Annotated in this window: 21 protein-coding genes and 2 tRNA genes; 13 read left to right on the plus strand and 10 right to left on the minus strand. The window is 57.8% G+C overall.

Annotation, left to right across the window (positions count from 1 at the left end; translation table 11 throughout):
- The first annotated feature begins 271 nt into the window (after positions 1-271).
- From J7416_RS10675 to J7416_RS10685, 3 genes are read left to right on the plus strand one after another with little or no spacing between them, the layout of a single operon-like run.
- The gene (locus tag J7416_RS10675; RefSeq protein ID WP_209224754.1) at positions 272-2038 is read left to right on the plus strand and encodes a TadE/TadG family type IV pilus assembly protein; all 1767 of its coding nucleotides are present in this window, start codon (positions 272-274) and stop codon (positions 2036-2038) included.
- Entirely contained in the window at positions 2035-2565 is a 531-nt protein-coding gene (locus J7416_RS10680) for a TadE family protein (protein WP_209224755.1), read from the plus strand. Before J7416_RS10675 ends, J7416_RS10680 begins: the two co-directional genes overlap by 4 nt.
- A gap of 1 nt (position 2566) precedes the next feature.
- On the plus strand, positions 2567-3205 hold the full coding sequence (locus J7416_RS10685) for a hypothetical protein (RefSeq protein WP_209224756.1): 639 nt from the start codon (positions 2567-2569) through the stop codon (positions 3203-3205).
- On the opposite strand, the gene J7416_RS10690 is transcribed toward J7416_RS10685, so the two are convergent.
- Positions 3153-3569, minus strand: coding sequence for a hypothetical protein (locus J7416_RS10690; RefSeq protein WP_247744237.1), 417 nt, complete (start codon positions 3567-3569; stop codon positions 3153-3155). The genes J7416_RS10685 and J7416_RS10690 overlap by 53 nt on opposite strands.
- 221 nt (positions 3570-3790) lie before the next feature.
- On the opposite strand from J7416_RS10690, the gene J7416_RS10695 reads away from it, so the two are divergent.
- Complete coding sequence (locus J7416_RS10695) at positions 3791-4702, plus strand: pirin family protein (protein WP_209224758.1); 912 nt, start codon at positions 3791-3793, stop codon at positions 4700-4702.
- A gap of 18 nt (positions 4703-4720) precedes the next feature.
- On the opposite strand, the gene J7416_RS10700 is transcribed toward J7416_RS10695, so the two are convergent.
- The gene (locus J7416_RS10700) at positions 4721-5308 is read right to left on the minus strand and encodes a TetR/AcrR family transcriptional regulator (protein WP_209224759.1); all 588 of its coding nucleotides are present in this window, start codon (positions 5306-5308) and stop codon (positions 4721-4723) included.
- A gap of 100 nt (positions 5309-5408) precedes the next feature.
- Between J7416_RS10700 and J7416_RS10705 the strand changes: the two genes are divergently transcribed.
- The 6 genes from J7416_RS10705 (at position 5409) to J7416_RS10730 (ending at position 10232) form a co-directional block, all read left to right on the plus strand.
- On the plus strand, positions 5409-5657 hold the full coding sequence (locus J7416_RS10705) for a hypothetical protein (RefSeq protein ID WP_209224760.1): 249 nt from the start codon (positions 5409-5411) through the stop codon (positions 5655-5657).
- 127 nt (positions 5658-5784) lie between these two features.
- Positions 5785-7071: a homoserine dehydrogenase gene (locus J7416_RS10710; RefSeq protein WP_209224761.1), complete on the plus strand. Its 1287-nt coding sequence runs from the start codon at positions 5785-5787 to the stop codon at positions 7069-7071.
- Positions 7072-7140: 69 nt separating this feature from the next.
- Positions 7141-8118 (plus strand): class II fructose-bisphosphatase, encoded by a 978-nt coding sequence (gene glpX / locus J7416_RS10715; protein WP_209224762.1) that lies wholly within the window; start codon positions 7141-7143, stop codon positions 8116-8118.
- 99 nt (positions 8119-8217) lie between these two features.
- Entirely contained in the window at positions 8218-9960 is a 1743-nt protein-coding gene (gene recJ, locus J7416_RS10720; protein ID WP_209224763.1) for a single-stranded-DNA-specific exonuclease RecJ, read from the plus strand.
- Between the two features lie 98 nt (positions 9961-10058).
- A tRNA-Glu gene (locus tag J7416_RS10725) sits at positions 10059-10133 on the plus strand.
- Positions 10134-10157: 24 nt separating this feature from the next.
- Positions 10158-10232 (plus strand) — tRNA-Glu (locus tag J7416_RS10730).
- Between the two features lie 11 nt (positions 10233-10243).
- On the opposite strand, the gene J7416_RS10735 is transcribed toward J7416_RS10730, so the two are convergent.
- The 8 genes from J7416_RS10735 to J7416_RS10770 all read right to left on the minus strand — a co-directional run bounded on the left by J7416_RS10735 (position 10244) and on the right by J7416_RS10770 (position 19225).
- Positions 10244-12085 (minus strand): V-type ATP synthase subunit A, encoded by a 1842-nt coding sequence (locus J7416_RS10735; protein WP_209224764.1) that lies wholly within the window; start codon positions 12083-12085, stop codon positions 10244-10246.
- On the minus strand, positions 12082-12774 hold the full coding sequence (locus J7416_RS10740) for a hypothetical protein (RefSeq protein WP_209224765.1): 693 nt from the start codon (positions 12772-12774) through the stop codon (positions 12082-12084). The genes J7416_RS10735 and J7416_RS10740 overlap by 4 nt, the downstream gene beginning before the upstream one ends.
- A 1-nt stretch (position 12775) precedes the next feature.
- On the minus strand, positions 12776-13453 hold the full coding sequence (locus tag J7416_RS10745; RefSeq protein WP_209224766.1) for a hypothetical protein: 678 nt from the start codon (positions 13451-13453) through the stop codon (positions 12776-12778).
- Positions 13453-13896 carry an ATP synthase subunit C gene (locus J7416_RS10750; RefSeq protein ID WP_170422131.1) on the minus strand — a complete coding sequence of 148 codons (444 nt, stop codon included), beginning with the start codon at positions 13894-13896 and terminating at the stop codon, positions 13453-13455. The genes J7416_RS10745 and J7416_RS10750 overlap by 1 nt, the downstream gene beginning before the upstream one ends.
- Complete coding sequence (locus J7416_RS10755; RefSeq protein WP_209224767.1) at positions 13893-15689, minus strand: V-type ATP synthase subunit I; 1797 nt, start codon at positions 15687-15689, stop codon at positions 13893-13895. The genes J7416_RS10750 and J7416_RS10755 overlap by 4 nt, the downstream gene beginning before the upstream one ends.
- Positions 15686-16291 carry a V-type ATP synthase subunit D gene (locus tag J7416_RS10760; protein ID WP_209224768.1) on the minus strand — a complete coding sequence of 202 codons (606 nt, stop codon included), beginning with the start codon at positions 16289-16291 and terminating at the stop codon, positions 15686-15688. Before J7416_RS10760 ends, J7416_RS10755 begins: the two co-directional genes overlap by 4 nt.
- Complete coding sequence (locus tag J7416_RS10765) at positions 16269-17630, minus strand: V-type ATP synthase subunit B (RefSeq protein ID WP_209224769.1); 1362 nt, start codon at positions 17628-17630, stop codon at positions 16269-16271. The genes J7416_RS10760 and J7416_RS10765 overlap by 23 nt, the downstream gene beginning before the upstream one ends.
- Before the next feature lie 203 nt (positions 17631-17833).
- Positions 17834-19225 carry an MATE family efflux transporter gene (locus J7416_RS10770; protein ID WP_247744238.1) on the minus strand — a complete coding sequence of 464 codons (1392 nt, stop codon included), beginning with the start codon at positions 19223-19225 and terminating at the stop codon, positions 17834-17836.
- A gap of 224 nt (positions 19226-19449) precedes the next feature.
- Here J7416_RS10770 and J7416_RS10775 point away from each other — a divergent pair, with 224 nt between their 5' ends.
- The 3 genes from J7416_RS10775 to J7416_RS10785 all read left to right on the plus strand — a co-directional run bounded on the left by J7416_RS10775 (position 19450) and on the right by J7416_RS10785 (position 23338).
- On the plus strand, positions 19450-20862 hold the full coding sequence (locus tag J7416_RS10775; protein WP_209224770.1) for a GMC family oxidoreductase: 1413 nt from the start codon (positions 19450-19452) through the stop codon (positions 20860-20862).
- The gene (locus tag J7416_RS10780; RefSeq protein WP_209224771.1) at positions 20859-21290 is read left to right on the plus strand and encodes a hypothetical protein; all 432 of its coding nucleotides are present in this window, start codon (positions 20859-20861) and stop codon (positions 21288-21290) included. The genes J7416_RS10775 and J7416_RS10780 overlap by 4 nt, the downstream gene beginning before the upstream one ends.
- A gap of 125 nt (positions 21291-21415) precedes the next feature.
- Positions 21416-23338, plus strand: coding sequence for a DUF3604 domain-containing protein (locus J7416_RS10785; protein ID WP_209224772.1), 1923 nt, complete (start codon positions 21416-21418; stop codon positions 23336-23338).
- Positions 23339-23371 lie beyond the last annotated feature (33 nt).

Below are 23371 nucleotides of genomic sequence, written 5' to 3' on the forward strand. Positions count from 1 at the left end.
GCCTAAACGATCAATATTTAAGCAAAGATAAAACGCAGAATCCTACGGAAGACCCGCGAAACAGGCTGAGTCGCCGGTCATCTTCGAAAGCGCCGAAATTGTCGCCGCAGGGAAAACAGAAACCCTGAATGCCGCAAAATTATCCCCAGTCTGCCTGCAAACTAGCCAAATACCTGGCGATTTTGCCCAATTCACGCCACGTTTCGCCGTTAATTTTTGAACGTTAACGTTTCCTTAGCAGTTAGAGTCTCTGCTCAGCGAGGTCGGCAAAATGGCAATGCGCGTATTTAAGTGCGGTTCTAAAAACCAAAAGGGTGAAACCTCTGCAGCGCGGCGTTTCGCGCGAGAGGAAGATGGTGGTGTCTTCACCATTTTCGTGCTCATCGGTTTTTTGCTCATCATGGCGACAGCTGGCATCGGCGTGGACATCATGAACTTTGAACGCGACCGCACAAGTCTGCAGGCTACTCTGGACCGCGCGGTTCTTGCAGCAGCGAACGTTAAGCAAGACCTTCCTCCTAAGGAGGTCGTAAAGTCCTATATCGAGAAATCTGACGTTCGCGGGGAACTTACGGGAGAGCCTATCGTTCTCGAAGGAATTGGCTCAAGAAAAGTCACGGCCAATGCTTCAGTCGATGTTGACATGCATTTCTTGTCCTATTTCGGTTATCCCAAACTGACAGCGGCAGCCGCAAGCGTCGCGGAAGAGGCCATCGGTTCGATCGAAATCGCGATGGTTCTCGATATCTCAGGCTCCATGAATTGGAACTCTGCGACAGCCAACAAGAAGAAAATTGCCGCGCTTCGTGAAGCTGCGGTCAAATTCGTGAATACGATCTACAAAGAAGAAGATCCCGACAAGATTTCGATCGCGATCATTCCGTACAACAATCAGGTGAATGCCAGCGCGAATATCCTGGATAAGATGTCCGGCGTGACGCGCGAGCACACCTTTTCGAATTGCGTAAACTTCAAACCGTCCCAATTCGGGGAAGTTGCTTTGGACCCCACCAAACCTCTCAACCGAACAGCGCATTTCGACCGAAGAAACTATGGGGACAATTACAGTAGCGAACTTCACAGGAGTTCTGTCTGCACTACCCGAGCAGGCAGCGCCATAACACCAGTGACCAATGTTATTGCAGACCTGCACAAGCAGATTAACGCGATGACACCAGGCGGAAACACGTCGATTGATATCGGGGTGAAATGGGGTGCCGCGTTTCTGGACCCTTCTTTCCAGCCTGTGATCGCGCAACTGGCAAATCAGAATTTCGACCCAAATGTGAATGTTGATCCAGATACTGGTTTCATCGTTGGGACGTCTCAAGAGCCTAAGAAAGTTGTACCTCCGGTCTTTAGTAACCGACCGGCGGCGTATGACACTAACGTCAAAAAGATCATGGTTGTTATGACCGATGGTGAGAACACCGAAAACTGGATACTGGACGATGATCTGCGCGATGGGGCTTCGGATGTTTGGTTCAACTCAGACCCAATCATCGGTGAAGTTTGCACCTATTACCCGGGCTGGGGAACATGGTGTCGTGATGAAGTTATTCACGACAATGAGTACAGCGTTCGCACCTCTACTGATCCGGATCTCTATTACTGGACCCGGCAGGAGTTGGAAGACCAGACTGAACCCTACGGTGGCGCAGACAAGAATACGCGCCTGACCTACCCCCAATTGTGGAACCGCGTAAACTTAGACTGGAACGCTCGGTATAACTATGCTTGGCAGGACAACAACAACACTAACTGGTACTCGAGAGCATTTACCACGACCAGCAGAACGACCAAAGATACGCGTCTGAAGAATATCTGCGGCAAACTCAAAGCAAAAAATGTCGACATCTATGGCATTGCGTTCGAAGCACCGGACGTTGGCGTCAAAGCAATCAAAAACTGCTCGAGCGGCGACGGTTTCTTTTTCCCGGTTAACGCCGGCGGCACGTTGGGAAGCGAAAATCTGACTTTGGAACAGGTTTTTCAGACCATTGCAGTATCAATTAAACGCCTGAGGCTGACGCAATGATCCTCAAAACGCTGGGAAAAATAGTTCGCTTCAAGCGGACCGAAGACGGCGGAGTGACAATCGAGTTTGTTATCCTCTTCCCTCTTTACATGTTCTTCATTCTGGCCGTGATTGAATATGCACTGGTCACGATTCAACAAGCGATGTTGGAACGCTCCGTGGACCTGGTCGTGCGCGATATTCGACTTGGCATCAATTTACCGGACACAGAACACGACACGATCAAGGATGCCATTTGTGGCAATATGGTCGGTATGCGGGATTGCTCGAACAATCTGCTGTTGGAGATGATTGTTCAGGACCCTTTCAGCGGCGTGAACTTCCCTGCCGAGCCAACTTGCGTTGATAGAGAGGAAGAAGTTCAACCGGTGACCACATTCCAAAACGGTGGATCGAATTCGCTCATGATTATGCGCGCCTGCGCCCTGGTTGATCCGTTGTTCCCGACAACTGAAGTTGGCCGGAAGATGTCAGGCCACAACCTCGTCACACTGACGACGACAACCACTTTTGTTCAGGAGCCCTAATATGAAGCGTTTCTTCCCACGCATCCCTCGCTCCCTTAGTAACTTTGCCCGTCGAGAAAACGGCAGCCTTTCCGTTGAAACGGCAATTATTTTTCCCGTTCTCACTTGGGCGGTAACGCTTACCTATTCTTACTTCGACGGCTTTCTCGAAAGCACTGCCAACGTGAAAGCGGCATACACAATAAGCGACTTGATTTCGCGGGAAGGTGACAGGGAAATCACCGACACCTACGCGGAATCCATGTACGTCCTGTATAACCGAATGGTGGCCAATGACTCGCCGTTGCGGATGCGTTTGTCGGTCGTCACATATGTTGCGGCCGACCCAGATACAGGTGCCGACGAGTACTATATTGTCAATTGGTCGACGCATTGCGGTTTTGAAGGGAATTGGACACAGGACAACCACGATCCGCTGATCGAAAAGCTGCCGGCAATGGCGGACTTGGACACGTTGATCATTGTCGAAACGTCCAAAGAGTACATTCCGCGTACGACGACAAAGTGGCTGTCTGGCGGCAACGAGTTCAACAATTTTGTTTTCTCGCGCCCGCGTTTTGTCCCAATTGTGAAAGGGAACCCTTCTGCTAAGTTCTGTCAGTTGGACATCCCACCAGCGCAGACAGCCCCTGAAGCATAAATTTGGTTTCGGCGGCCGTGGTCAGGCCGCCCACGCCTACGCGGCGCCCTAACCGCCACCACAAACCCGGTGCCCAGCTGTTGCCCGCCTTTTCTTTGGTTTTCAGCAAAAACCCGTTTGAGGGCTTGAAAGCAAACACGCCCTGATCGATGGCCTCGATGTCTTCGATCCGAGCGATCAAGTGCCCTGCCCCGGTTCTGAGTTCAGTCTCAGTCAATTCGATCCAGTCGCTTGTGGCGTGCCACATCCGGTAGGCAAGCCAGAACGACGCCCCCCCAACAACCAACAGAAACATCTGCCAGACTGGCTCTGGCGGTGTGGCGATCGCGACATAGATGACAAGCACACCGACGGTAGACAGCATTCCCACCCCCAGCCATCGTCTTGGTGAAGATGGGCGGACCGTGGCTAGAATTTCCTGTTGCATTGGCGTTCCCTGCTCTGTTTCGCATGGGTTTAGCCGCTTTGCGCAACAAAAAACAGAGGGACACATCCTGCGAATTTGCGCACAGTCCCCGTGTTTGCATGCAAATTGACGCAGATAGCGCACAACATACATGATCCTCAGAAGTTCAGGAGATCATCATGTCCCTCAGACCAACATTGGAAACCCGCAAAGCCGTGCCGACCATGGAAGGCGCAGGCGTAAAACTACACCGGGCCTTTGGGTTCCAGGACCCGTCCGAGCTTGATCCATTCCTGTTGTTCGACGACTTCAGGAACGAGCGCCCGCAGGACTATCAAGCGGGTTTCCCATGGCACCCCCATCGCGGCATCGAGACCATCACCTACGTGCTGTCAGGCACCGTCGAACACGCGGATTCGCTTGGAAACACCGGGACACTGGGTGCAGGTGATGTCCAGTGGATGACCGCTGGTTCCGGGATCCTGCACCAGGAAATGCCCAAGGGAAACACTGCGGGCCAGATGCACGGGTTTCAACTGTGGGGCAACTTGCCGTCAGATCAGAAGATGACCGCGCCCCGTTATCAGGACGTGCAAAGCAAAGACATCCCCGAGGTCATCGATGATGACGGAACAACCGTGCGCGTCATCGTGGGGGAATTCTGGGGCAAGACCGGTCCCGTCGACGGCATTGCAGCCGATCCACAGTATCTGGACGTGCAAATCCCGGCCGGAGTGAAAAAGACCTTTCGGATCGACACCTATCGCCGGGCCTTTGCCTATGTGTTCCAAGGTCAGGCAGCCTTTGCCGACGCATCGCAACCCACCGGCGTACTGCTGGAAAAGGAAGTCGCCGGGCAAGAGGTCAACATCCGCGATCTTTCGGGGGACCGGACTCTGGTCCGGTTCGGAACCGGTGATGAAGTCACTGTTCAAGCAGGCCCCGAGGGCGTGCGGTTTCTCTTGATCTCGGGCGCACCGATAGACGAGCCAGTTGCATGGCATGGACCTATCGTGATGAACACCCGGGCCGAACTGGAACAGGCGTTCCGCGAATTGCGCAACGGTACGTTCATCCGCGCAGCTCACTAACAAAAAAAGAAAACGTGGTCAGGCGGTTACGGCGCGCCTGACCATATCCCAATAGATCTGCTCGACCTCATCCAACGACAATCGGCCACCGGTCCGATACCAGGTCATTACACCGTTCAACATGGCAATCACCGCCAATGTTGCGATCTTGGTGTCTGCGACCGAGAACAGCCCGGCATTCTGACCGTCCTGCAATATCCTTTCGAGTGAATCCTCATAGGCCCGGCGCAAGGCTTCGATCTCCGAAAAGTTCTCGGGCGTAAGATTGCGCAGCTCCATATAGGCGATGAACACCTCATCCGGCCGCTCCATGTGGAACCGAATGTGAAAGCCGACAAATCGGCGCAGCGCGTCCTCAGGACCAGTCGGTTTATCCAACGCCGCATAGGCGGCCAGCAGATCCTTCAGATGATCTTGCATCAACCGATACAGCAAACTTTGCTTGTCCGGGGTGTAGTTGTACAACGCCCCCGCCTGCACGCCGACCTCCTTGGCAATCTGGCGCATGGACACGGCCGCATAGCCGTGCCGGGCGAACAAACCCAACGCTGCTTTGCGGATGCGCGGGCCAGTGATGTCGGAATGTGATCCTTGAGTACGTGCCATACCCATATCGTATATGAACAAGCGTTCATATAGAACCCCGCTTGAACGCTCGCCGCAAAAGGTGCATCACAGGGTCAGATGCAATCGAAAAGGGTTCAGCATGAAGCCCCTGACAGTTTTGGTTCTGCTTTTGACCTGCGCAGCCTGCGCGGATTTCCCGGAACTGGACGGGCGAGAGCAGCCAAACGTGCGCTGGGCCAAGTATCCCAAGCTGATCCCGGTTCAGGACATTCTGGGCCCACCTGTTGATCCCGTGAACGAGGCCGCTGAGGTCGAAGAGGATTTGACTGCACGCGCAGAAGCGCTGGCCCAAAAGGCCGAGGCGCTGCAAAACGCGCAAACAAACTGATCCATTGCGATTCAAACACCTGTTACCGCTGTCTCGGATTGCGCCCCGTCGCTGAACCCGCTAAGGCACCGTTGAGCGGGCGTATAGCCTGATACCAAGGACATTCGAGCGGAAAGGAACCCACGGAATGACACAGGCGCTGCGGCTGGGAATTGCGGGCTTGGGAACAGTAGGCGTGGGTGTCGTGCGGATCGTCCGCCGCCATGCCGACCTGCTACAGGCACGGACAGGCCGCGCGATCGAGATCACCGCTGTGTCCGCGCGCGATGCGAACAAAGACCGAGGTGTGAACCTGTCGGACTACGCGTGGGAAACGGACCCGGTCGCTCTGGCCCAACGGGATGATGTCGACGTGTTTGTCGAGCTGATGGGCGGTGAGAATGGCCCGGCCAAAGCCTCGGTCGAGGCCGCGTTGGCTGCTGGCAAGGATGTGGTCACCGCCAACAAGGCATTGCTGGCCATTCACGGCCAAGAGCTGGCCGAACAGGCCGAGGCCGCAGGCCGAGTGATCCGGTTCGAAGCCGCCGTTGCCGGAGGCATCCCGGTCATCAAATCCCTGACCGAAGGCTTGGCCGGTAACCAGATCACCCGCGTCATGGGTGTGATGAACGGCACCTGCAACTACATTTTGACCCGGATGCAATCGCAAGAGCTGGGCTACAATGCCCTGTTCGAGGAATGTGCCGAACTGGGATACCTCGAAGCTGATCCAAACCTCGACGTGGGCGGCATCGACGCGGCGCACAAGCTGGCGCTTTTGTCCTCAATCGCGTTTGGCACCAAGCCGAATTTCGACGGCATCCAGATTGAAGGTATCCAGCAGATCAGCCTGGATGACATCCATCAGGCCGATGACATGGGGTATCGCATCAAGCTGCTGGGCGTTGCGCAACGTTCGGCCCGTGGTCTGGAACAGCGGATGCAGCCCTGTCTTGTCCCCAGCGGCTCGCCTCTGGGTCAGCTGGAAGGCGGCACTAATATGGTCGTGATCGAAGGCGACGCCGTCGATCAGGTTGTTCTTCGTGGACCCGGCGCGGGCGAAGGTCCCACGGCCAGCGCTGTAATGGGCGACGTCTGCGATCTGGCTCGCGGCCTGCAGATTCCGACCTTTGGCCGACCCGCCACCACATTGGAAGACGCCAAACCGGCCATCACCGGCCTGCCTGCGCCCTATTACCTGCGTCTGGCCCTGTTCGACAAACCCGGAGCACTGGCCAAAGTCGCCGCGATACTCGGCGACGCAGGGGTCTCCATCGACCGGATGCGCCAGTATGGCCATACCGACAGCACCGCACCTGTTCTGATCGTGACGCACAAGACAACCCGCGCCACGCTGGACGTCGCGCTGGACGGTCTGCGCGCGACCGACGTCGTCGCGGCCGAGCCCGTCGCATTGCGGATTGAAGAGGTTTGACCCTTGCAGCCCGCGTGAAACGCAGGCTATGCCCGAAGAAACGCCTTTACTGACCTGAGGATACCTAAAATGAGCGCTGCCAAAATCGACTTCAACGACCGCCTATTGTCTTTGGGCCTTGCGCGGGTCGCGGAACAGGCCGCACTGGCCTCGGCCTCGCTGGTCGGGCGTGGCGACGAAAAGGCTGCGGATCAGGCGGCTGTGAACGCTATGCGCGAACAGCTGAACCTGCTGGACATTGCTGGTGTCGTTGTCATCGGCGAAGGCGAACGCGACGAAGCACCGATGCTCTACATCGGCGAAGAAGTTGGCACCGGTAACGGCCCTGGCGTGGACATCGCGCTGGACCCGCTGGAAGGCACCACGCTGACGGCCAAGGATATGCCGAACGCTTTGACAGTAATCGCTATGGGTCCGCGCGGCTCGATGCTGCATGCACCTGACGTTTACATGGACAAGCTGGCCATCGGCCCGGGATTTCCGGAAGGCGTCGTGAACCTGGACATGAGCCCGCGTGAACGCGTCGAGGCGCTGGCAAAGGCCAAAGGGTGCGAGCCTGCCGACATCACCGTCTGCATTCTGGAACGCCCCCGTCATGAAGCAATGATCGCCGAAGTGCGCGAGACCGGCGCCTCGATCCGCCTGATCACTGATGGGGACGTGGCCGGGGTCATGCACTGTGCCGAAAGCGAAGAGACGGGCATTGACATGTATATGGGCCAAGGTGGCGCGCCCGAGGGCGTTCTGGCCGCTGCGGCGCTGAAATGCATGGGTGGTCAGATCTTTGGTCGCCTGTTGTTCCGCAATGATGACGAACGTGGCCGTGCAGCCAAGGCGGGCATCACCGATCTGGACCGTGTTTATGCGCGGGATGAAATGGTCACGGCCGACGTGATCTTTGCTGCTACCGGCGTGACCGGAGGCTCGCTGCTGCCGCGCATCAAGCGTGAACCGGGCTGGGTTGAGACCACCACCCTGCTGATGCGTTCGAAGACAGGATCGGTCCGTCGCATGTCCTACCGCACGCCGATGTGGTCGCATACCTGAGGAAAGCGGCTTGCGCCGCGGCCTTCGGCGAGAGTATTTGTAAAAAGATGAAGAGGCCGGGTCCGAGAGGGTCCGGCCTTGGCATATGAGAGGCAGGGCATGAGCTTTTTAGGCATTGAGCAGTCACTGACCGGGCGGCGTTGGATCGGGCCGGAGGCCGAGGTCGAACGCGCAACAGAAATGCTGGTGCAGCAGGCCGGGCTGCCACGGGCCGTGTGTCAGGTTCTGGCCCGGCGCGGCGTCCCGCCAATGGAAGCACAGAGCTTTTTGGAGCCTAAGCTGAAAGAGCTGCTGCCTGATCCCCGGTCCATGAAAGATATGGAAACCGCGGCGACACGCTTTATTAAGGCCGTACGGGAAAAGCAGCGGGTTGCGGTCTTTGCAGACTATGACGTGGACGGAGGAAGTTCGGCTGCTTTACTGCTGGTCTGGCTGCGTCAGATGGGGTCGCAATCAACGCTCTATGTTCCCGACCGCATTGACGAGGGGTATGGCCCCAATGTCCCCGCAATGCAGGAACTGGCGGCGGCGCATGAGCTGATTATCTGCGTGGATTGCGGGACACTCAGCCACGAGCCGATTGCGGCGGCAAAAGGCGCGGATGTCATTGTTTTGGACCACCACCTTGGGGGCGAGACCCTGCCGGACTGCGTCGCCGTGGTGAACCCTAACCGGCAAGATGAAAGCGGTGAATTGGGCTATCTCTGCGCGGCTGGGGTGGTGTTCCTGATGCTGGTTGAGGTCGGTCGGCAGCTGCGCGACTCCGGGGCAAAAGGTCCCGATCTTATTGGCTTGCTGGATCTTGTGGCCCTCGCGACCGTGGCAGATGTCGCGCCGCTGATTGAGGCGAACCGGGCCTTGGTGCGACAAGGTCTGAAGGTCATGGCGCAGCGACAGCGGCCGGGCCTTGTCGCGTTGTCGGATGTGTCGCGCATGGACGCGGCACCCAACAGCTATCACCTGGGTTTTCTGCTGGGCCCCCGCGTCAATGCGGGTGGGCGGATCGGTCAGGCCGATTTGGGCGCGCGTCTGCTGAGCACCGACTCGATGACCGAGGCTGAGGCGCTGTCGCAAAGATTGGATGAGCTGAACACCGAGCGGCGCGATATTGAGAACGCAGTGCGTGCCGCGGCGCTGGAACAGGCTGAGGAGCGTGGGCTGGACGCGCCTTTGGTCTGGGCGGCAGGTGAAGGGTGGCACCCTGGCGTCGTCGGTATCGTCGCCTCGCGCCTCAAAGAAAGCGCCAACAGGCCTGCGATTGTCATCGGATTTGACGGGGATGAGGGTAAGGGCTCGGGCCGGTCGGTCTCGGGCGTTGATTTGGGCGCGTCGATCCAAAGATTGGCGGCAGAGGGCCTGTTGGTCAAAGGCGGCGGTCACAAGATGGCCGCAGGACTGACCGTCATGCGCGATCAGTTGGAGCCCGCCATGGCGCGTTTAAGTGAGCTGCTTGCCAAACAAGGTGCTGGTCAAGGCGGACCGGCGGATCTGAAACTGGACGGTGCATTGATGCCTGGCGCGGCCTCGGTCGACCTTATTGAACAGATTGAAAAGGCCGGTCCGTTTGGGGCCAGCGCCCCTGCCCCGCGTTATGCCTTGCCGGACTTGCAGGTGCGCTTTGCCAAGCGCGTGGGGGAATCGCATTTGAAGCTGTCCTTGTCCGATGGAATGGGCGCAGGACTGGACGCCATCGCCTTTGGTGCCTTTGACACTCCGATGGGTGAACGGCTGTCCAATCACGGTGGTGCCCGGTTCCATTTCGCCGGACGGCTTGAGGTGAACACCTGGGGCGGACGGCAGAGCGTGCAGCTGAGACTGGAGGACGCGGCGGAGGCAATCTGAGCCAGTTTCCAGCCCGACCAAAAAAGTTTCGCATCCCTGCATTTTTCGGCTTGCGGGGGTTAGAGGTAAACCGTAAAAGGCCCTCCACAAGCCAGCGTGGCCCGTTCGTCTATCGGTTAGGACGCCAGGTTTTCAACCTGGAAAGAGGGGTTCGATTCCCCTACGGGCTACCACTTTTGCTTGTGCCATTACCAAATGGCCCGTTCGTCTATCGGTTAGGACGCCAGGTTTTCAACCTGGAAAGAGGGGTTCGATTCCCCTACGGGCTACCATTTCTCCTGATCTACACTCCAAACTTATCGTGGCACAGGTCCGTGATCTGACCCCAGATCGACTTGAATTCCGGCGTGTTTTCCGCAGCATAGTGGAAGTTCTTCATCAGTCCGGTCAGTTGAGTGAATACCTGACGCACTTCAGCCTTATCGGCAAAGCTCGCCGTGGATTGCGTGACATTGTAAACCAGCTTGAAGGTCATCTTCTGACGCTCCAGCGGGACGGTTGCGTCCACTTTGTCAAAGGCGTCCTGCTGCAGATAGACCATGTCGACGAACAGCGCTTTTTGCTGGGTGACGAAATCCTCGATCGTGACGCCTTCTTCGCCGGTGACCTGCATCATCTGGTCCACCTGCTCGCCCTTTTCGATCAGAGCCAACAATTCGCGCACCTTTCCGGTCCAGCCGGGTTCGGCGTTTTTGTCGTACCAGTCCGAAAGCTGATCGGTATAGCGCGACCAACTGAGCATCGGGTCGACCGCCGGGTAGAACCGTTTGTAAGCGCGCTCGGATGACAGGCCGAGGAAACACTTTACCGTCGACAGTGTCGACTGCGTCACCGGCTCGTCAAAGTTACCGCCGGCCGGGGAAACCGTGCCAATCAAAGTCAGACTGCCCAGATCGCCATCGTTGGTCTTCAGCGCGCCCGCGCGTTCGTACAGGCCCTTGATCGAGCTTTCCAAGTAGGCGGGGAACCCCTCCTCACCCGGAATTTCTTCAAGCTTGCCTGAGGTTTCGCGCATAGCCTGCGCCCAGCGGCTTGTACTGTCTGCGATCAGCAGGACGTCATAGCCCATCTGCCGGTAATACTCGCCAAGAGTAATGCCCGTGAAAATTGACGCTTCACGCGCGGCGACGGGCATCGACGAGGTGTTACAGATGATGATCGTCCGGTCCATAAGGCTGCCGCCAGACATTGGGTCGGTCATCTTGGGAAATTCGTGGATCGTTTCCACCACCTCGCCTGCGCGTTCACCGCAGGCCACGACGATCACGATATCGACTTTGGAGTTCCGCGCGATCAGGTTCTGCAGCACGGTTTTGCCCGCTCCAAACGGACCGGGTATGCAAGCCGTACCGCCGCGGGCGATGGGAAAGAACGTGTCGATCAAGCGTTGCGAGGTCAGAACCGGTTCGGTCGGATAAAGTCGCTCCGATAGGGCACGTTTCAGGATGCTTTCAGGCAAAGGTCGACGAACGGGCCACTTCTGAAACAGGGTCAGAGTGTGCTCACCGCCGTGCTCGTCTTCAAGACGCGCGACGATCTCATGGATGGACGCGGCTCCTTTCTGAACCCAAACGACCTTGTAGTCGCCGACCCAGTTGAACGGCAGCATGATCTTGTGGGTGAACCGCCCCTCGGGGACGGTGCCGATGCTGTCGCCTGCTGTGACCGTGTCACCAACCTTGACCGACGGGGTGAAAGACCACTTTGCCTGATCGTCCAGCGGAGCAACATCCGCGCCGCGCGGCAGGAACGTCCCGAACTCGGCGGCCACTTTCGGCAAGGGCGACTGCAGACCATCGAAAACCTGCCCCAGCAGACCGGGCCCAAGCTCGACCGACAGCAATTGGCCGGACTGTTCCACAGGGTCACCCACGGCAACGCCATCGGTGCTTTCGTAAACTTGAACGTCCGCCGTGTCGCCGCGCACGCGCAGCACCTCGGCCTTCAAACGTTCCTGACGGCCACCGGGTCCGGGGCGTGTGGGCAGGATGAACACCACTTCGTTTTTGACCAATTGCCCGGGAACGCCCGCGGCATCGTGATTGGCCTGAATTTGAACCAGCCCTTCCTGGACCGAGACGACGCGGGCAGTTGTGGTTTGAACCGAAGGTGATTGGGCAGTCATGCGCTTACTCTCTCAAAATCGAAATCTGCGACATTGGCCATGGCCTGTTGGGCCAGCTTCTCAAATCTTATGGCCGCATCCTGAGCGTTACTTTGCGCCCAGCGGTCAAAAATGTTCCAGATCAGAACGTAAATCGCCACGGCTTCGAAATCGAAGATATGGCGGCCGGCGTGCCGTTTCAGCTGCTTGTGGCTGACAGACAGCAACAGACGTTCAAGGCCAAGCGGGTCTTCGGCCTCCAACAGTTGCCGCGCTTCTTTAATCCAGGGCATCGGCACCGACAGGCGAAAGTCGGGATCGCCCCAGTTGGCGGGGATATGACGGCTCCAGCGACCAAAGCCAAAGGCACCCGCAGGTGGAGAGCCCCCCTGCATGCGCATGCGCAATGCGGCAACGACAGTGCGCAGGTCCATGCGTTCAAGAAATAGGCTACGCAAGGTCGGTTGCGGAATGTCGGCAAGCGCCTGTTTGCACCGCTCGACAGCCTGAGCGTCGGTGACATCCATGTTGTATTCGTTCCAGCTCAGCGCGTGTTCCATCACCTTCAGGACCCGCGCGTCTTCGGGCGTCAGCGCCTTCAAGCGGCCGTCCAGCCGTAGCCGTGACAGCGGAGGCTGCTTGGCCACAAACAGCCGCTCAGAGCCCGGCAGGCTGCTGATCAGGGCGATATAGGCGTCAGGGTCCGACATCTCAGCGGATTACACCTTCCAGCACGGCGCGGAACCGCGGCTGCAGATGTTCCATCAACAGGGACGCGACGGCCTTGTCGGTCAGATCCAGAACCACGCCCTGATCCTCGGCCCGAACTCGGATACCGTTTTGTGCGTCGTCAGAGGCGTGCAGTTCGACCTGCTCGCGCAGCATCTTGGCGGTCAGACCCAAAACATACTTGGTCAGCTTTCCCGATTGAATGTCATCAGCGTTTTGCTTGATGTCTTCTTGTGTGGCGACTTTGGCGGGCAGAATGACCTGAACCTTCCCATCCAAGTTGACGCCTTCGGCCTCGCGCCCGACAACCTCAAGGATCATCTGCTTCAACAACTCCGGGTCGGCCATTTCCTTGGTCACGAGGCGTTCGACATCTTCGCGAAACCGATCTGTCAGCCCGCCTTTCATCGTCAACACCGCATCCCGCATCGCAGTATTCAGCGCCTCTTCCCCGGCCGCGCGATAGTTGTCGGATTCCGTGCGGGCCTTTTTCTGGTACTCGTCCGCTTCGCGCTTGGCGTCTGCAAGTATCTTGGCCGCTTCGGCCTTTGCATCGGCGCGCAGCTTTTCTGCGTCCGCCTGACCTGCGGCCACGCCGTCGTTGCGCAGCTTGTCGATCAGGGCATCCACGCCGTGAGAAATCATGCCATCCTGTGCCATCAGCTGATCCCCGCGCTGATAACGAGGGCAAAGACGAAGGCAAAGACGCCAAAGCCTTCAATGATCGCCGCCGGGGCGAGCGCCAATCCAAAGATCTCAGGCTTTTCCTTGGTGGCATTGATCGCTGCCGCACAGGCCCGTCCCTGCCAGATCCCGCAATACATAAGTGCGATGCCTGACAGGATGCCGATCCCGAACAGCCCACCCGCGTTTTCCGGCGTTACGTCCCGGTTCAGGGTGAACATGATGACAATGCCGTAAATCACCATGGTCGAAGGAAAGGCCGAGACGCCGACGAACCGACCATAGCCGCCTTCGGTCTCGGTCATGGCACCGATACTGGCCTGCCCGGCGATGGCGCAGCCGATGGCGCTTGCTGCAGCGCCCAGCGCCATTGGCGCATAAATACCTAGCCAACCCAATGTCAAAACAAGCTCATTCATTCCTGAACCTCCTTGCGGGCGAACGGGCGAAAGACGATGCCTTCGTCCGGCAAACCCCATTTAAAAAATTCGATGTAATTGAGACGCAACCCGTGGACGACGCCGCTCATCATGGCGAGGGCGAAGTTGAGAACATGGCCGATGATCAGGATCAGAAGGCCGAACAGTATCCCCGGCCCCTTCAGCGCCTGCATGACCGAGACCGCCAAATCGTTGAACGTGATCGCCAGCGAGGCCGACGCCAGACCCAGTGCGAACAGGCGCATATAGCTAAGCACATCTCCAAAAGCGCCCATGGCACCGGCAAGGCTTTGCAGCCCTTCGATCAAACGCCATAGCCAGTCGGTCGGCTTCTTTATGACGCGCTCGCTTGAGAACCAAACGATTGCCAGAACACCAGCACCCATGAGTACCCCACCCGGCACAGCAGAATTGCCTTTCATGTAGCTGAGCCACAGGACAAAGCCGCCAATCAGCGCTGCGATCCAGCCCAGATTGGCGATGGCTTTCCGGTGCCCCCATGCCGCCCGCGCGGCCAGCGCGTTGGCCAGAACCAAATGCAGAACGCCCACGACGATTGAAACCATCATCATCGCGCCGAAATTGTTTAAATCCAGCACTTTGAGTCGCGCCCAAAACGACCCCTCCGGCGGCGATACGCCAAAGTAACTTCCCACCAGAATGCCGTAGAGGATCGTGGCACCCGATATGATGACACCGAAACGTCGCCACGACCTTTCGCCAGGCGTGGCGTCCATCCGTTTCCAGAACAGCAAAAGACCCAGCAATATGACCGCTCCGTACCCCGCATCGGCCACGATCATCGCGAAGAAGATCGCGAAGGATGCAGCGACGATCACGCTGGGATCCCAATCCTTGTATCCGGGCACTTGATAAAACAGCGCCAAGTCCACGGCAGCGCTGCGTTTTTCCGGCTGTTCCAGCAGTGTCGGCGGGCTGTCTTCGGGGCCGGGTTCTTCGATCAGAACGGCGGCGTTTTTGGTACCTGCCATCTCAAGTACCGCGTCCACGCGATCCTCGGGGACCCACCCCTGCAGGGCAAACATCGTCTCTTCATCGCGCACTTTTTGTGTCGCATGGGCTAGCTCGGCCGCGCTTTCGGCAACGGACAAGTTCCGTCGCATCAAGGTCAGGTACCGGGTCTGTGCGATCCGTTCAGCTTCCAGAGATTCAATCGCGATCTCCGCCTCTTCCAGCTGCGCCTCAAGCTCGTGAATAGGCAGCGATCCGGTATGCGTCCGCGGGACCGGCAGGATGTCATCACCCGGTTCGTCCGGAGCGATCAGGACCGCATAGACGAACCGATGGTCCTGCTCCAGAATGGCCCAGGGCATGTCCAGCGCTTCAAGCGCATCCCGATGCTTGAGCGGTAGCTGATAGAACCACAACCGGTTGCCCGCCAGCACGTCATCGGGTGGAAAATCCAAATCGCCCCAAGGGCGCACCTGCGCGATCCGATTGGCCAAAAAGTCCCTGCGGTCCGTCATATCCCGGGTGCGCTGCATCAGGTCCAGCACGTCCTTGACGAACTGGTCCATGTCAAACCCCAGATCGCGCTGAATCTGCCGACGCTGTTCGGCGGCGTCATTCAGAAACCGTAGCGCCTTGTAAGCATCCCGCGCACCACGTTCGCTGATCTTCTCGGGTTCACTGGGCGGAGGGGCAAGCGGCAGGACATGCATACAGCCAAGATCCTGCAATGCCTCAAGCGTCTCGGTCTTCTGGGCGGCCCGCCCGACCAGCGACAGTTTCTTGAGGCGCGCGACACTCATGACACCGCCTCCTGCGCATGTTTGCGCTTAGAGATTTTCGACCGGACCACGGCCTGCATTTGCTCATCACTCAGATAGATGCGGATTTTCTTGATGTTGGCCTTCGCGCGCGGGATCAGAACCTTTTCGAACAGGTTGACCCGCTGGGTGATCGTGGCGACGGCCTTGTCGAATATCTTCACCCGCTCTTCGGCCACTTTGACGCGCAAGCGCGCCTCGATCATGTCATGCAACAGGCTCGCCGCCGCATCGACCCAGTGGGGCTTTGCCAGATAGGAGTACGGACGCACCGCGACCTCAATCCGATCCAACGCGGGCATCTTGACGCCCACAACGTTGACCTCTTTGACCTGATAATCCTTCAGCTCGACCAACCCGTCCAGATCGACGCCCTGCTGGGCCAGCATGGGCAGCTTTTCCCCGACTTTCTGCGCCAGTTCCTGCACCTCAGTTTCAAGGCGCTGCACATCCTCTCGCGCCTTGGCGCGTTCCGCCATCAATTGCTGACGCTTGAGGTCCAGCGACGGCAGGAACCTCTCATAGCTTTTTAGCTGGGTCTGCTGGCGGGCCAGCGACGATTTATTCAGCTGCAACCGCGCCATTGGCATCCTTTGGGAAATACTTGTCGATCAGAGCCTGCTTCATCAGCAATTGTTCTGGTGCGAAACACTCGGCCAGCGTCTTCCAGCCCAGATCCAGCGCCTCTTCCAGCGGGATCGAGACGTTGATGTCCATGAACCGCGTTTTGAAGAGGTCGCCGAATTTCAACAATTGGTGATCATAGTCCGAAAGGTCGAACGCCATTGCCTGTTTCTGCGCGGCGTCGCGGCTTTCGGAATAGAACCGGATCATGGTGTTCATGATCTGACTGTGGTCCTCACGTGTGGTCTTGCCGATCACGTTCTGTTTGAGACGCGAGAGGCTGCCGAACGGGTCAATCACTCCGGAATGCAGATAAAACTGCCCCTCGGTGATGTAACCCGTGTTGTCCGGCACCGGATGGGTCACGTCGTTGCCTGGCATCGTCGTAACGGTCAGCACGGTGACCGATCCGCCCTTGGCATAGTCACAGGCTTTCTCGTACCGGCGCGCCAACTGCGAATAAAGATCGCCCATATAGCCACGCTGAGAGGGCACGCGTTCCTGGCTGATGCCAACCTCTTTCATCGCGTCGGCATAGGCGGTCATGTCGGTTAGCAGGACCAGCACGCGCTTACCCTCTTCCACGGCAAATTTCTCCGCCACGGCCAGCGCCATGTCCGGCACCAGCAGCCGTTCGACCAGAGGGTCCATCGCCTGATTGACGAACATGACGGTGCGCGAAAACACGCCCGCGTCCTCGAAAGACGTACGGAATGTATGGTAGTCATCAAAGATCAGCCCCAGCCCGCCAAACACCACGATATCGGCATCCGCCTGAATACCGATCCGGCTTAGGAAAGCATTGAACGGTTCGCCCGATACCGAAAAGATTGGGATTTTTTGGCTTTCGACCAGCGTGTTGAACACGTCGATCATCGGCACATCGGTGCGGATCATCTTGTTGGGCACGGCCCGTTCCGCCGGGTTCACGGTCGGCCCACCGATATCGACACGCGGCTCGGAAGACAGATCGGGCCCGCCATCAATGGAAACGCCTGCGCCGTCAAACACGCGCCCCAGAATGTTCTGCGAATACGGCGTCTGCATCGGGTGGCCCAGAAACGTGGCCGTCGCCTCAGTCGAAACACCCTTGGTGCCTGAAAACACTTGCAACGTGACGACATCCCTGTCGATGAAGATCGCCTGCGCCAGCGTTTTGTGACCGTCCACGGTCTCGATCACAGCCAGATCGTTGAACCGCACCGCCGCGTCGGTTGAACCATCCAGCGGCACCCTGACCTTGATCGTATCCCCGACAATTTCAAGAACACGCGTATACTTTAAAAGACTACGGGACATTGCTCATCCTCGGTCATTTAAGAATTTTTCAAATCGTCGCAGGAAAATCAGCAACCGTTTTCTGCAATCATAGGGTCAGCTTACAACGAATTCATGAATTGGCAAATGAGGATGCGACGGACGAAAGGCCGCGCCCAAAACGTGTCAAATTATTGCCCATACAGTTGGCGCGAAAGGGTGCCACCATTGCGGGCCAACCCAACTCACCAGCCTCTGCGCCCGAACAAGGACTGCAAACGGCTTTGGCCAGCAAATGGGTCGACCGCCGCGGGCGCGGTCAGACCCGAAACGACGCGACGCACCAGCCCCCAACAGATCACAGCGAAGATGACACCGCCCAGCGCCTGCCCCAGCAGCACCCCTGGCGCGCCGGCCAGATAAGCGCCCGCAACCGCAAAGGGCCAGGTCCCAAGCGTATGGCGGCCCCAGTTAACCCACGTAGAATAAATGGGATAGCCAAGATTGTTGAAGCTGGCATTTGCCACAAAGATCACGCCGTTGAAGAACGACGCCAGCGCCAATGGCCCGCAAAACAGATAGATCAGTGTCCGTGTCTCGCCTTGTGCCTGAAACAGATCCGCGATGGGTGCGCGCAAAACAAACAGAACGGCTGCCATCAAAACCACGTAGACCGCGGTAAACTTTACTCCGGCCAAAAAAGCGCCCCTGACGCGATCATATTGTCCGGCCCCAAAGTTCTGGCCAACGATTGGGCCAATGGCACCGGACAGAGCAAACACAACGGAAAACGCAACGGGCATCAGCCGCCCGATCACGGCCATCCCTGCCACTGCATCAGTGCCGAACTGGGCGACCTCTCGGATAACGATGGCATTGCCGACCGGCGTGGCGACGTTGGTCAGGACCGCCGGAATGGCAATCGCGCGAACCGGAGCAAGGTCATCCCGCGTTTGCGCCAAGGAAGGTTTTGCAAATCCACGGTGTACACGTATGGCGGGCCGGACTGCCGCGATCAGCATACATATGCGCGCAATTACCGAGGCTATCGCCGCACCGTCCAACCCAAGGCCCACGGCAAAGATCAGGATCGGGTCCAGAATTGCATTCGCCAACCCGCCATAAATCGTTGCCTGCATGGACCTGCGCGCATCACCATACGCCCGCAGAACGGCCATGCCGGTCATCGCCACAGCCATGACCCACATGGTTGGCAGAATGATGGTCACGTATCGCACCGCCAGTTCCAGAACCTCGCCCTGGGCCCCCAGAAGGGACAGGCAAAATTTGAGGTTGGCCATGACGAGGGCCGATATGACCAAACCAATGAGGATACCCAGAAGGGCTACGCTGGTTCCGAATTGCCGCGCTTTTTCCGGCCGCCCGGCCCCCAACTCGCGGGCCACCAACGCGCCCGCTGCGATCGAAAGGCCTACGTTGATCGCGTTGGTGAAGAACAGCAGCGTTCCGGCGTAACCGACTGCCGCCGCCAGCGCGTCATTGCCCAACATCGAGATAAAGACCATATCCACAAAGTCGACGGCAAAAATCGCCATCAGGCCGATACTTGTTGTCAGCGACATGCGGGTCACATGCCGCATCAGGCTACCGGTCAGAAAGACGGCCTGATGTGTCATTGGCGGGTTCCAGTGTTTTTCATGGCCAATCTGCCTGCCAAGTGGCCCGGACAGCAAGGGCAAAGATGCGTGTCTTGGATTTACCTATAACCCGCCGCGAAACCTCATGTTCATGTCGTGCTGTTGAGTTGCGCGCCGTCATGTTCATGCCATAGTGTGATGGCTTGTTACGGTTGCTGTTCCTCAGCCTTTTGTTTGAAGAGTAAAAAGGTCATCCTGTTGCCATGCGGCGCGTATCCCTAGATCAGGCCAGCTCACGCGAATGGGACGTCATCATTGCGGGATCCAGTTTTTCCGCGATGTTCTTTGGCCATGGGCTGCCACCAGACCTGAACGTCTTATTTGTCGAAAAAGGTGTCGAGTACACCCACGCAGACCAGATTGAAAATGGCTGGGCCGTGCGCGAGACGTTCAACCAGCGCAACAGTTCTGGGCTGAAAAAGAACTGGGTTGCTTTCACCTTGTTCGGTGGCAATTCGAATTATTGGTGGGGCAATGTTCCCCGGTTCCATCCTGATGATTTCTCGCTGAACAGCAAGTTTGGCGTCGGTATGGACTGGCCGATCACCTATCAAGACCTTGAACCTTTTTGGGAGCGGGTCGAGGACATCATCGAAGTTGCCGGTGGCGAGAATGATCATATCCTCCCCCGCCGCACACCGTTCCCCTACCCTCCACACACACCGTCCCGTGCGGATGTCGCGCTGCGCGCGTCTTCGCCGCTGTGGGTTCCTGTCTCAAGTGCCACATCCAACGGCGGTTCGCGCCCGACCTGTTGCGTCAACGGCGTGTGCAGAATTTGCCCGATCGACGCGAAATTCACCGTTTTGAACGGGTTAGAGAAGCTTACCCACCCCGTTGCACACTACCTGTTCGACGCCGAGGTTCGGACCGTGGACATCGAGGGCGGTCGCGCAACCGGGGTCAGTGTCAAAACCGCGGACGGTGCCGATGCACGCCTGCGCGGCAATACCGTCGCTTTGGGCACCAACGGGATTTTCAATGCAGCCATCCTGCAACGCTCAGGCGTGCGCAACGAGGCGCTGGGCAAATACCTACACGAGCAAGCGGTCATCAACGTCTACGCCGACACCGCAAACATCAAAGGGTTCTTTGGCGGCACCTCGGAAACCGGACATGGCTATCATTTCTATCACGATATTGACCGAAGCACGGCGGCAGCAGCACTGATCGAGACGGTGAATGCCCCGGCCTCTGTCCGGCGCGAGCGCGGGAAATGGGCAAATCGCATCCACATGCGGATCGCTGTCGAGGATTTGCCCCGTGCCGAGAACCGCGTGTTTCTGGAAGAGGACGAGCCTGTGATCGAATGGACCGGCTATTCGGATTACGCAAAGCGTGGCGTTGAACGGGCAAAAACGGGCCTTCCTGATGTTATTCCGGACACGATTGAGCATCTTGAAGTCTCGGACATTCTGCCCTCGGACGCGCATATTCAGGGCACACACCGAATGGGCCTGTCCGCCGACGACTCGGTCGTGGATGACCGGCTGCGTCTGCATTCGGCATCCAATGTATTTGTGCTTGGCTCTGGTGCGTTTCCAACCTGCTCTCCGGCAAATCCATCTCTGACGCTTTCGGCACTGGCGTTGCGCGCATCGGAGGCCGTCGGATGAAGCTGTCGCGCCGCAAAGTAATGGCCTTAGGGGTCGGGGCGGTTGGTGCCGGTCTCGCCTACCGAGGGCTGAAAGGACATGGCATCGCCGGCCATGCCCTGGACATCATCCGCGATGTCTATGGCCCCGACATCGCAGCCGATCCGGCGGCGTTGGAATTTGCCCAAGCCTATGAATCGTTTGTTCTGGCGAAGGGCGTACAGGGCCGTATGTTGGATATGGGCTATTGGGCCGGTCTTCAGACCCTACCGTATGTCAGCGACACACTCAGTCGGATCAATGACAGCGTGATCGACAAATTCGCGACATCGACAAATGTGATCCTTGCCACGGAACAAAGTGTCCCGCTTGAGTTTGTCGCCCTGTTCGACCCCTACGAAAACAGCTGCCAGAACCAATTGGGCGCGCTGGCCTACTCTGTCGCCTAGCGAAGCTGCGCAGACGAGCGCTGTACTGACAAAAAAATCTGTACAAAATCCCACGCTAATACATTATAAGAAATGAATATACTAAAGTTGATATATACAACGACCGAACGTCTGGGGAGGGTTCAATGCGTCGATTTTCAACCTGCTTGATCACACTAATGGTGTTGCCAACTCTAAGTTGGGCAGATGCTGTTCCCAGTCAAAAAGCGGCCGAAGGCACCTTTGCCGACCGCCCGTTTTCGCCCTATGCGAACCGATCCTTTCCCGAACGCCCGCTGTGGGGCGACACCCATTTGCACACCGGCCTATCTCTGGATGCAGGGGCTTTCGGAAATACGTTGCTTCCCGACGATGCCTGGCGATTTGCCAAGGGTGAACAGGTGATTTCATCGACTGGTCAGCCTGTTCGGCTGGCGCGCCCCTTGGATTGGATGGTTTTGACGGACCACACCGATCTCATGGGCTTTGCGCCTGATCTGCAGGCCGGGAAACCCGGTGTGCTCTCCGATCCCAAAGGTCTGGAATGGTACGAAGGTTACAAAGCGGGTGGTGAGGATGCTGCCAAGGCGGCGTTTGATATCATCACCAACTTCTCGCAAATGACCCTGCCCGAGATTCTGCTGGAATCCTACAGCCCCGGTGCCGATGCGTTTGCCTTTACCTGGGAGCAGATCGTTCTGGCCGCCGAGCGTCACAACGACCCCGGGAACTTTACCGCTTTCATCGGTTTCGAATGGACCTCGGTCCCCAAGGGGTTCAACTTGCATCGCAACGTGATGCTGCGCGACGGTCCGATCCGTGCTTTACAGGTCGTTCCGCCGGTGACTCAGCCGCCTTATGGCGACACCGATCCCAAGGCGCTTTATGCGTGGCTTGAAGACTACGAGAACAAAACCGGTGGGCGCGCAGTGGCATTCGCCCATAACGGCAACCTGTCCAACGGCTGGATGTTCCCGACCGAAGGCACCTATCACGGCGGCCAAGTGGACGAGGAATACGTTCTAAACCGCAACAAGTGGGAACCTCATTACGAAGTCACTCAGATCAAGGGCGACGGTGAGGCGCACCCCTATCTCAGCCCCGATGATCCGTTCGCTGACTATGAGAACTGGGATGTCGGCAACCTCGATATCACCGAGCTGAAAACCGACGACATGTTGGCGGGTGAATACGCGCGCGAGGCGCTGAAACGCGGTCTGGCGTTGGAAGAAAAGTTCGGCGTAAACCCCTATAAGTTCGGCATGGGCGGGGCGACTGACAGCCATACCTCACTGGCCACTGCAGAAGAAGAAAACTATTTCGGAAAATCTGTCAGCGCCGAGCCGTCACCCACCCGCGTCCTGCATCCGTTTGTCGAAAGCGATCTGGGTGCTTTCGAAGGGCACACATTGGTGGCTTCGGGCTATACTGCGGTTTGGGCCACCGATAACACACGCTCGGCCATCTTCGATGCGTTCAAGCGCCGCGAGACCTATGCCACCACCGGCCCACGGATCGGATTGCGGTTCTTTGGCGGTTGGGACTTTCAGGAAGATGATTTGCTGACACGTCTAGTGGCTGATGTAGGTTACACCAAAGGTGTGCCCATGGGCAGCGACATGCGTCCGCGCGAAGGCGACGGTGCTCCGACTTTCCTGATCGGTGCCTTGCGTGACCCGATCGGTGCCAATCTGGATCGTGTTCAGGTGGTCAAAGGCTGGCTGGATGCCGATGGCGCGTTGCAAGAGAAAGTGTTCAATGTCGCATGGTCCGACGACCGCGCGCTGGACGCGGATGGCAACCTGCCCGAAGTCGGCAATACCGTCGATCTGGAAACCGCCAGCTGGAGCAACACGATTGGCGCGTCAGAGCTGCTGACGATCTGGACCGATCCCGAGTTTGATCCCGACCAACGGGCATTCTACTACGTTCGGGTGCTGGAAATCCCAACGCCCCGCTGGGTCCTGTACGACAAGCTGCGGTATGATGTCGAGCTGCCTCCAGAGGCGCAGTTGGTGCATCAGGAGCGCGCGTATTCCTCGCCCATCTGGTACACGCCTGAGAGTTGATAGAACGGCAAATTCTGGAAGTTCGGACTATAC

Origin of the sequence: Ruegeria sp. R14_0 (assembly GCF_017743975.1) — a bacterium.
GTDB lineage: Bacteria > Pseudomonadota > Alphaproteobacteria > Rhodobacterales > Rhodobacteraceae > Ruegeria.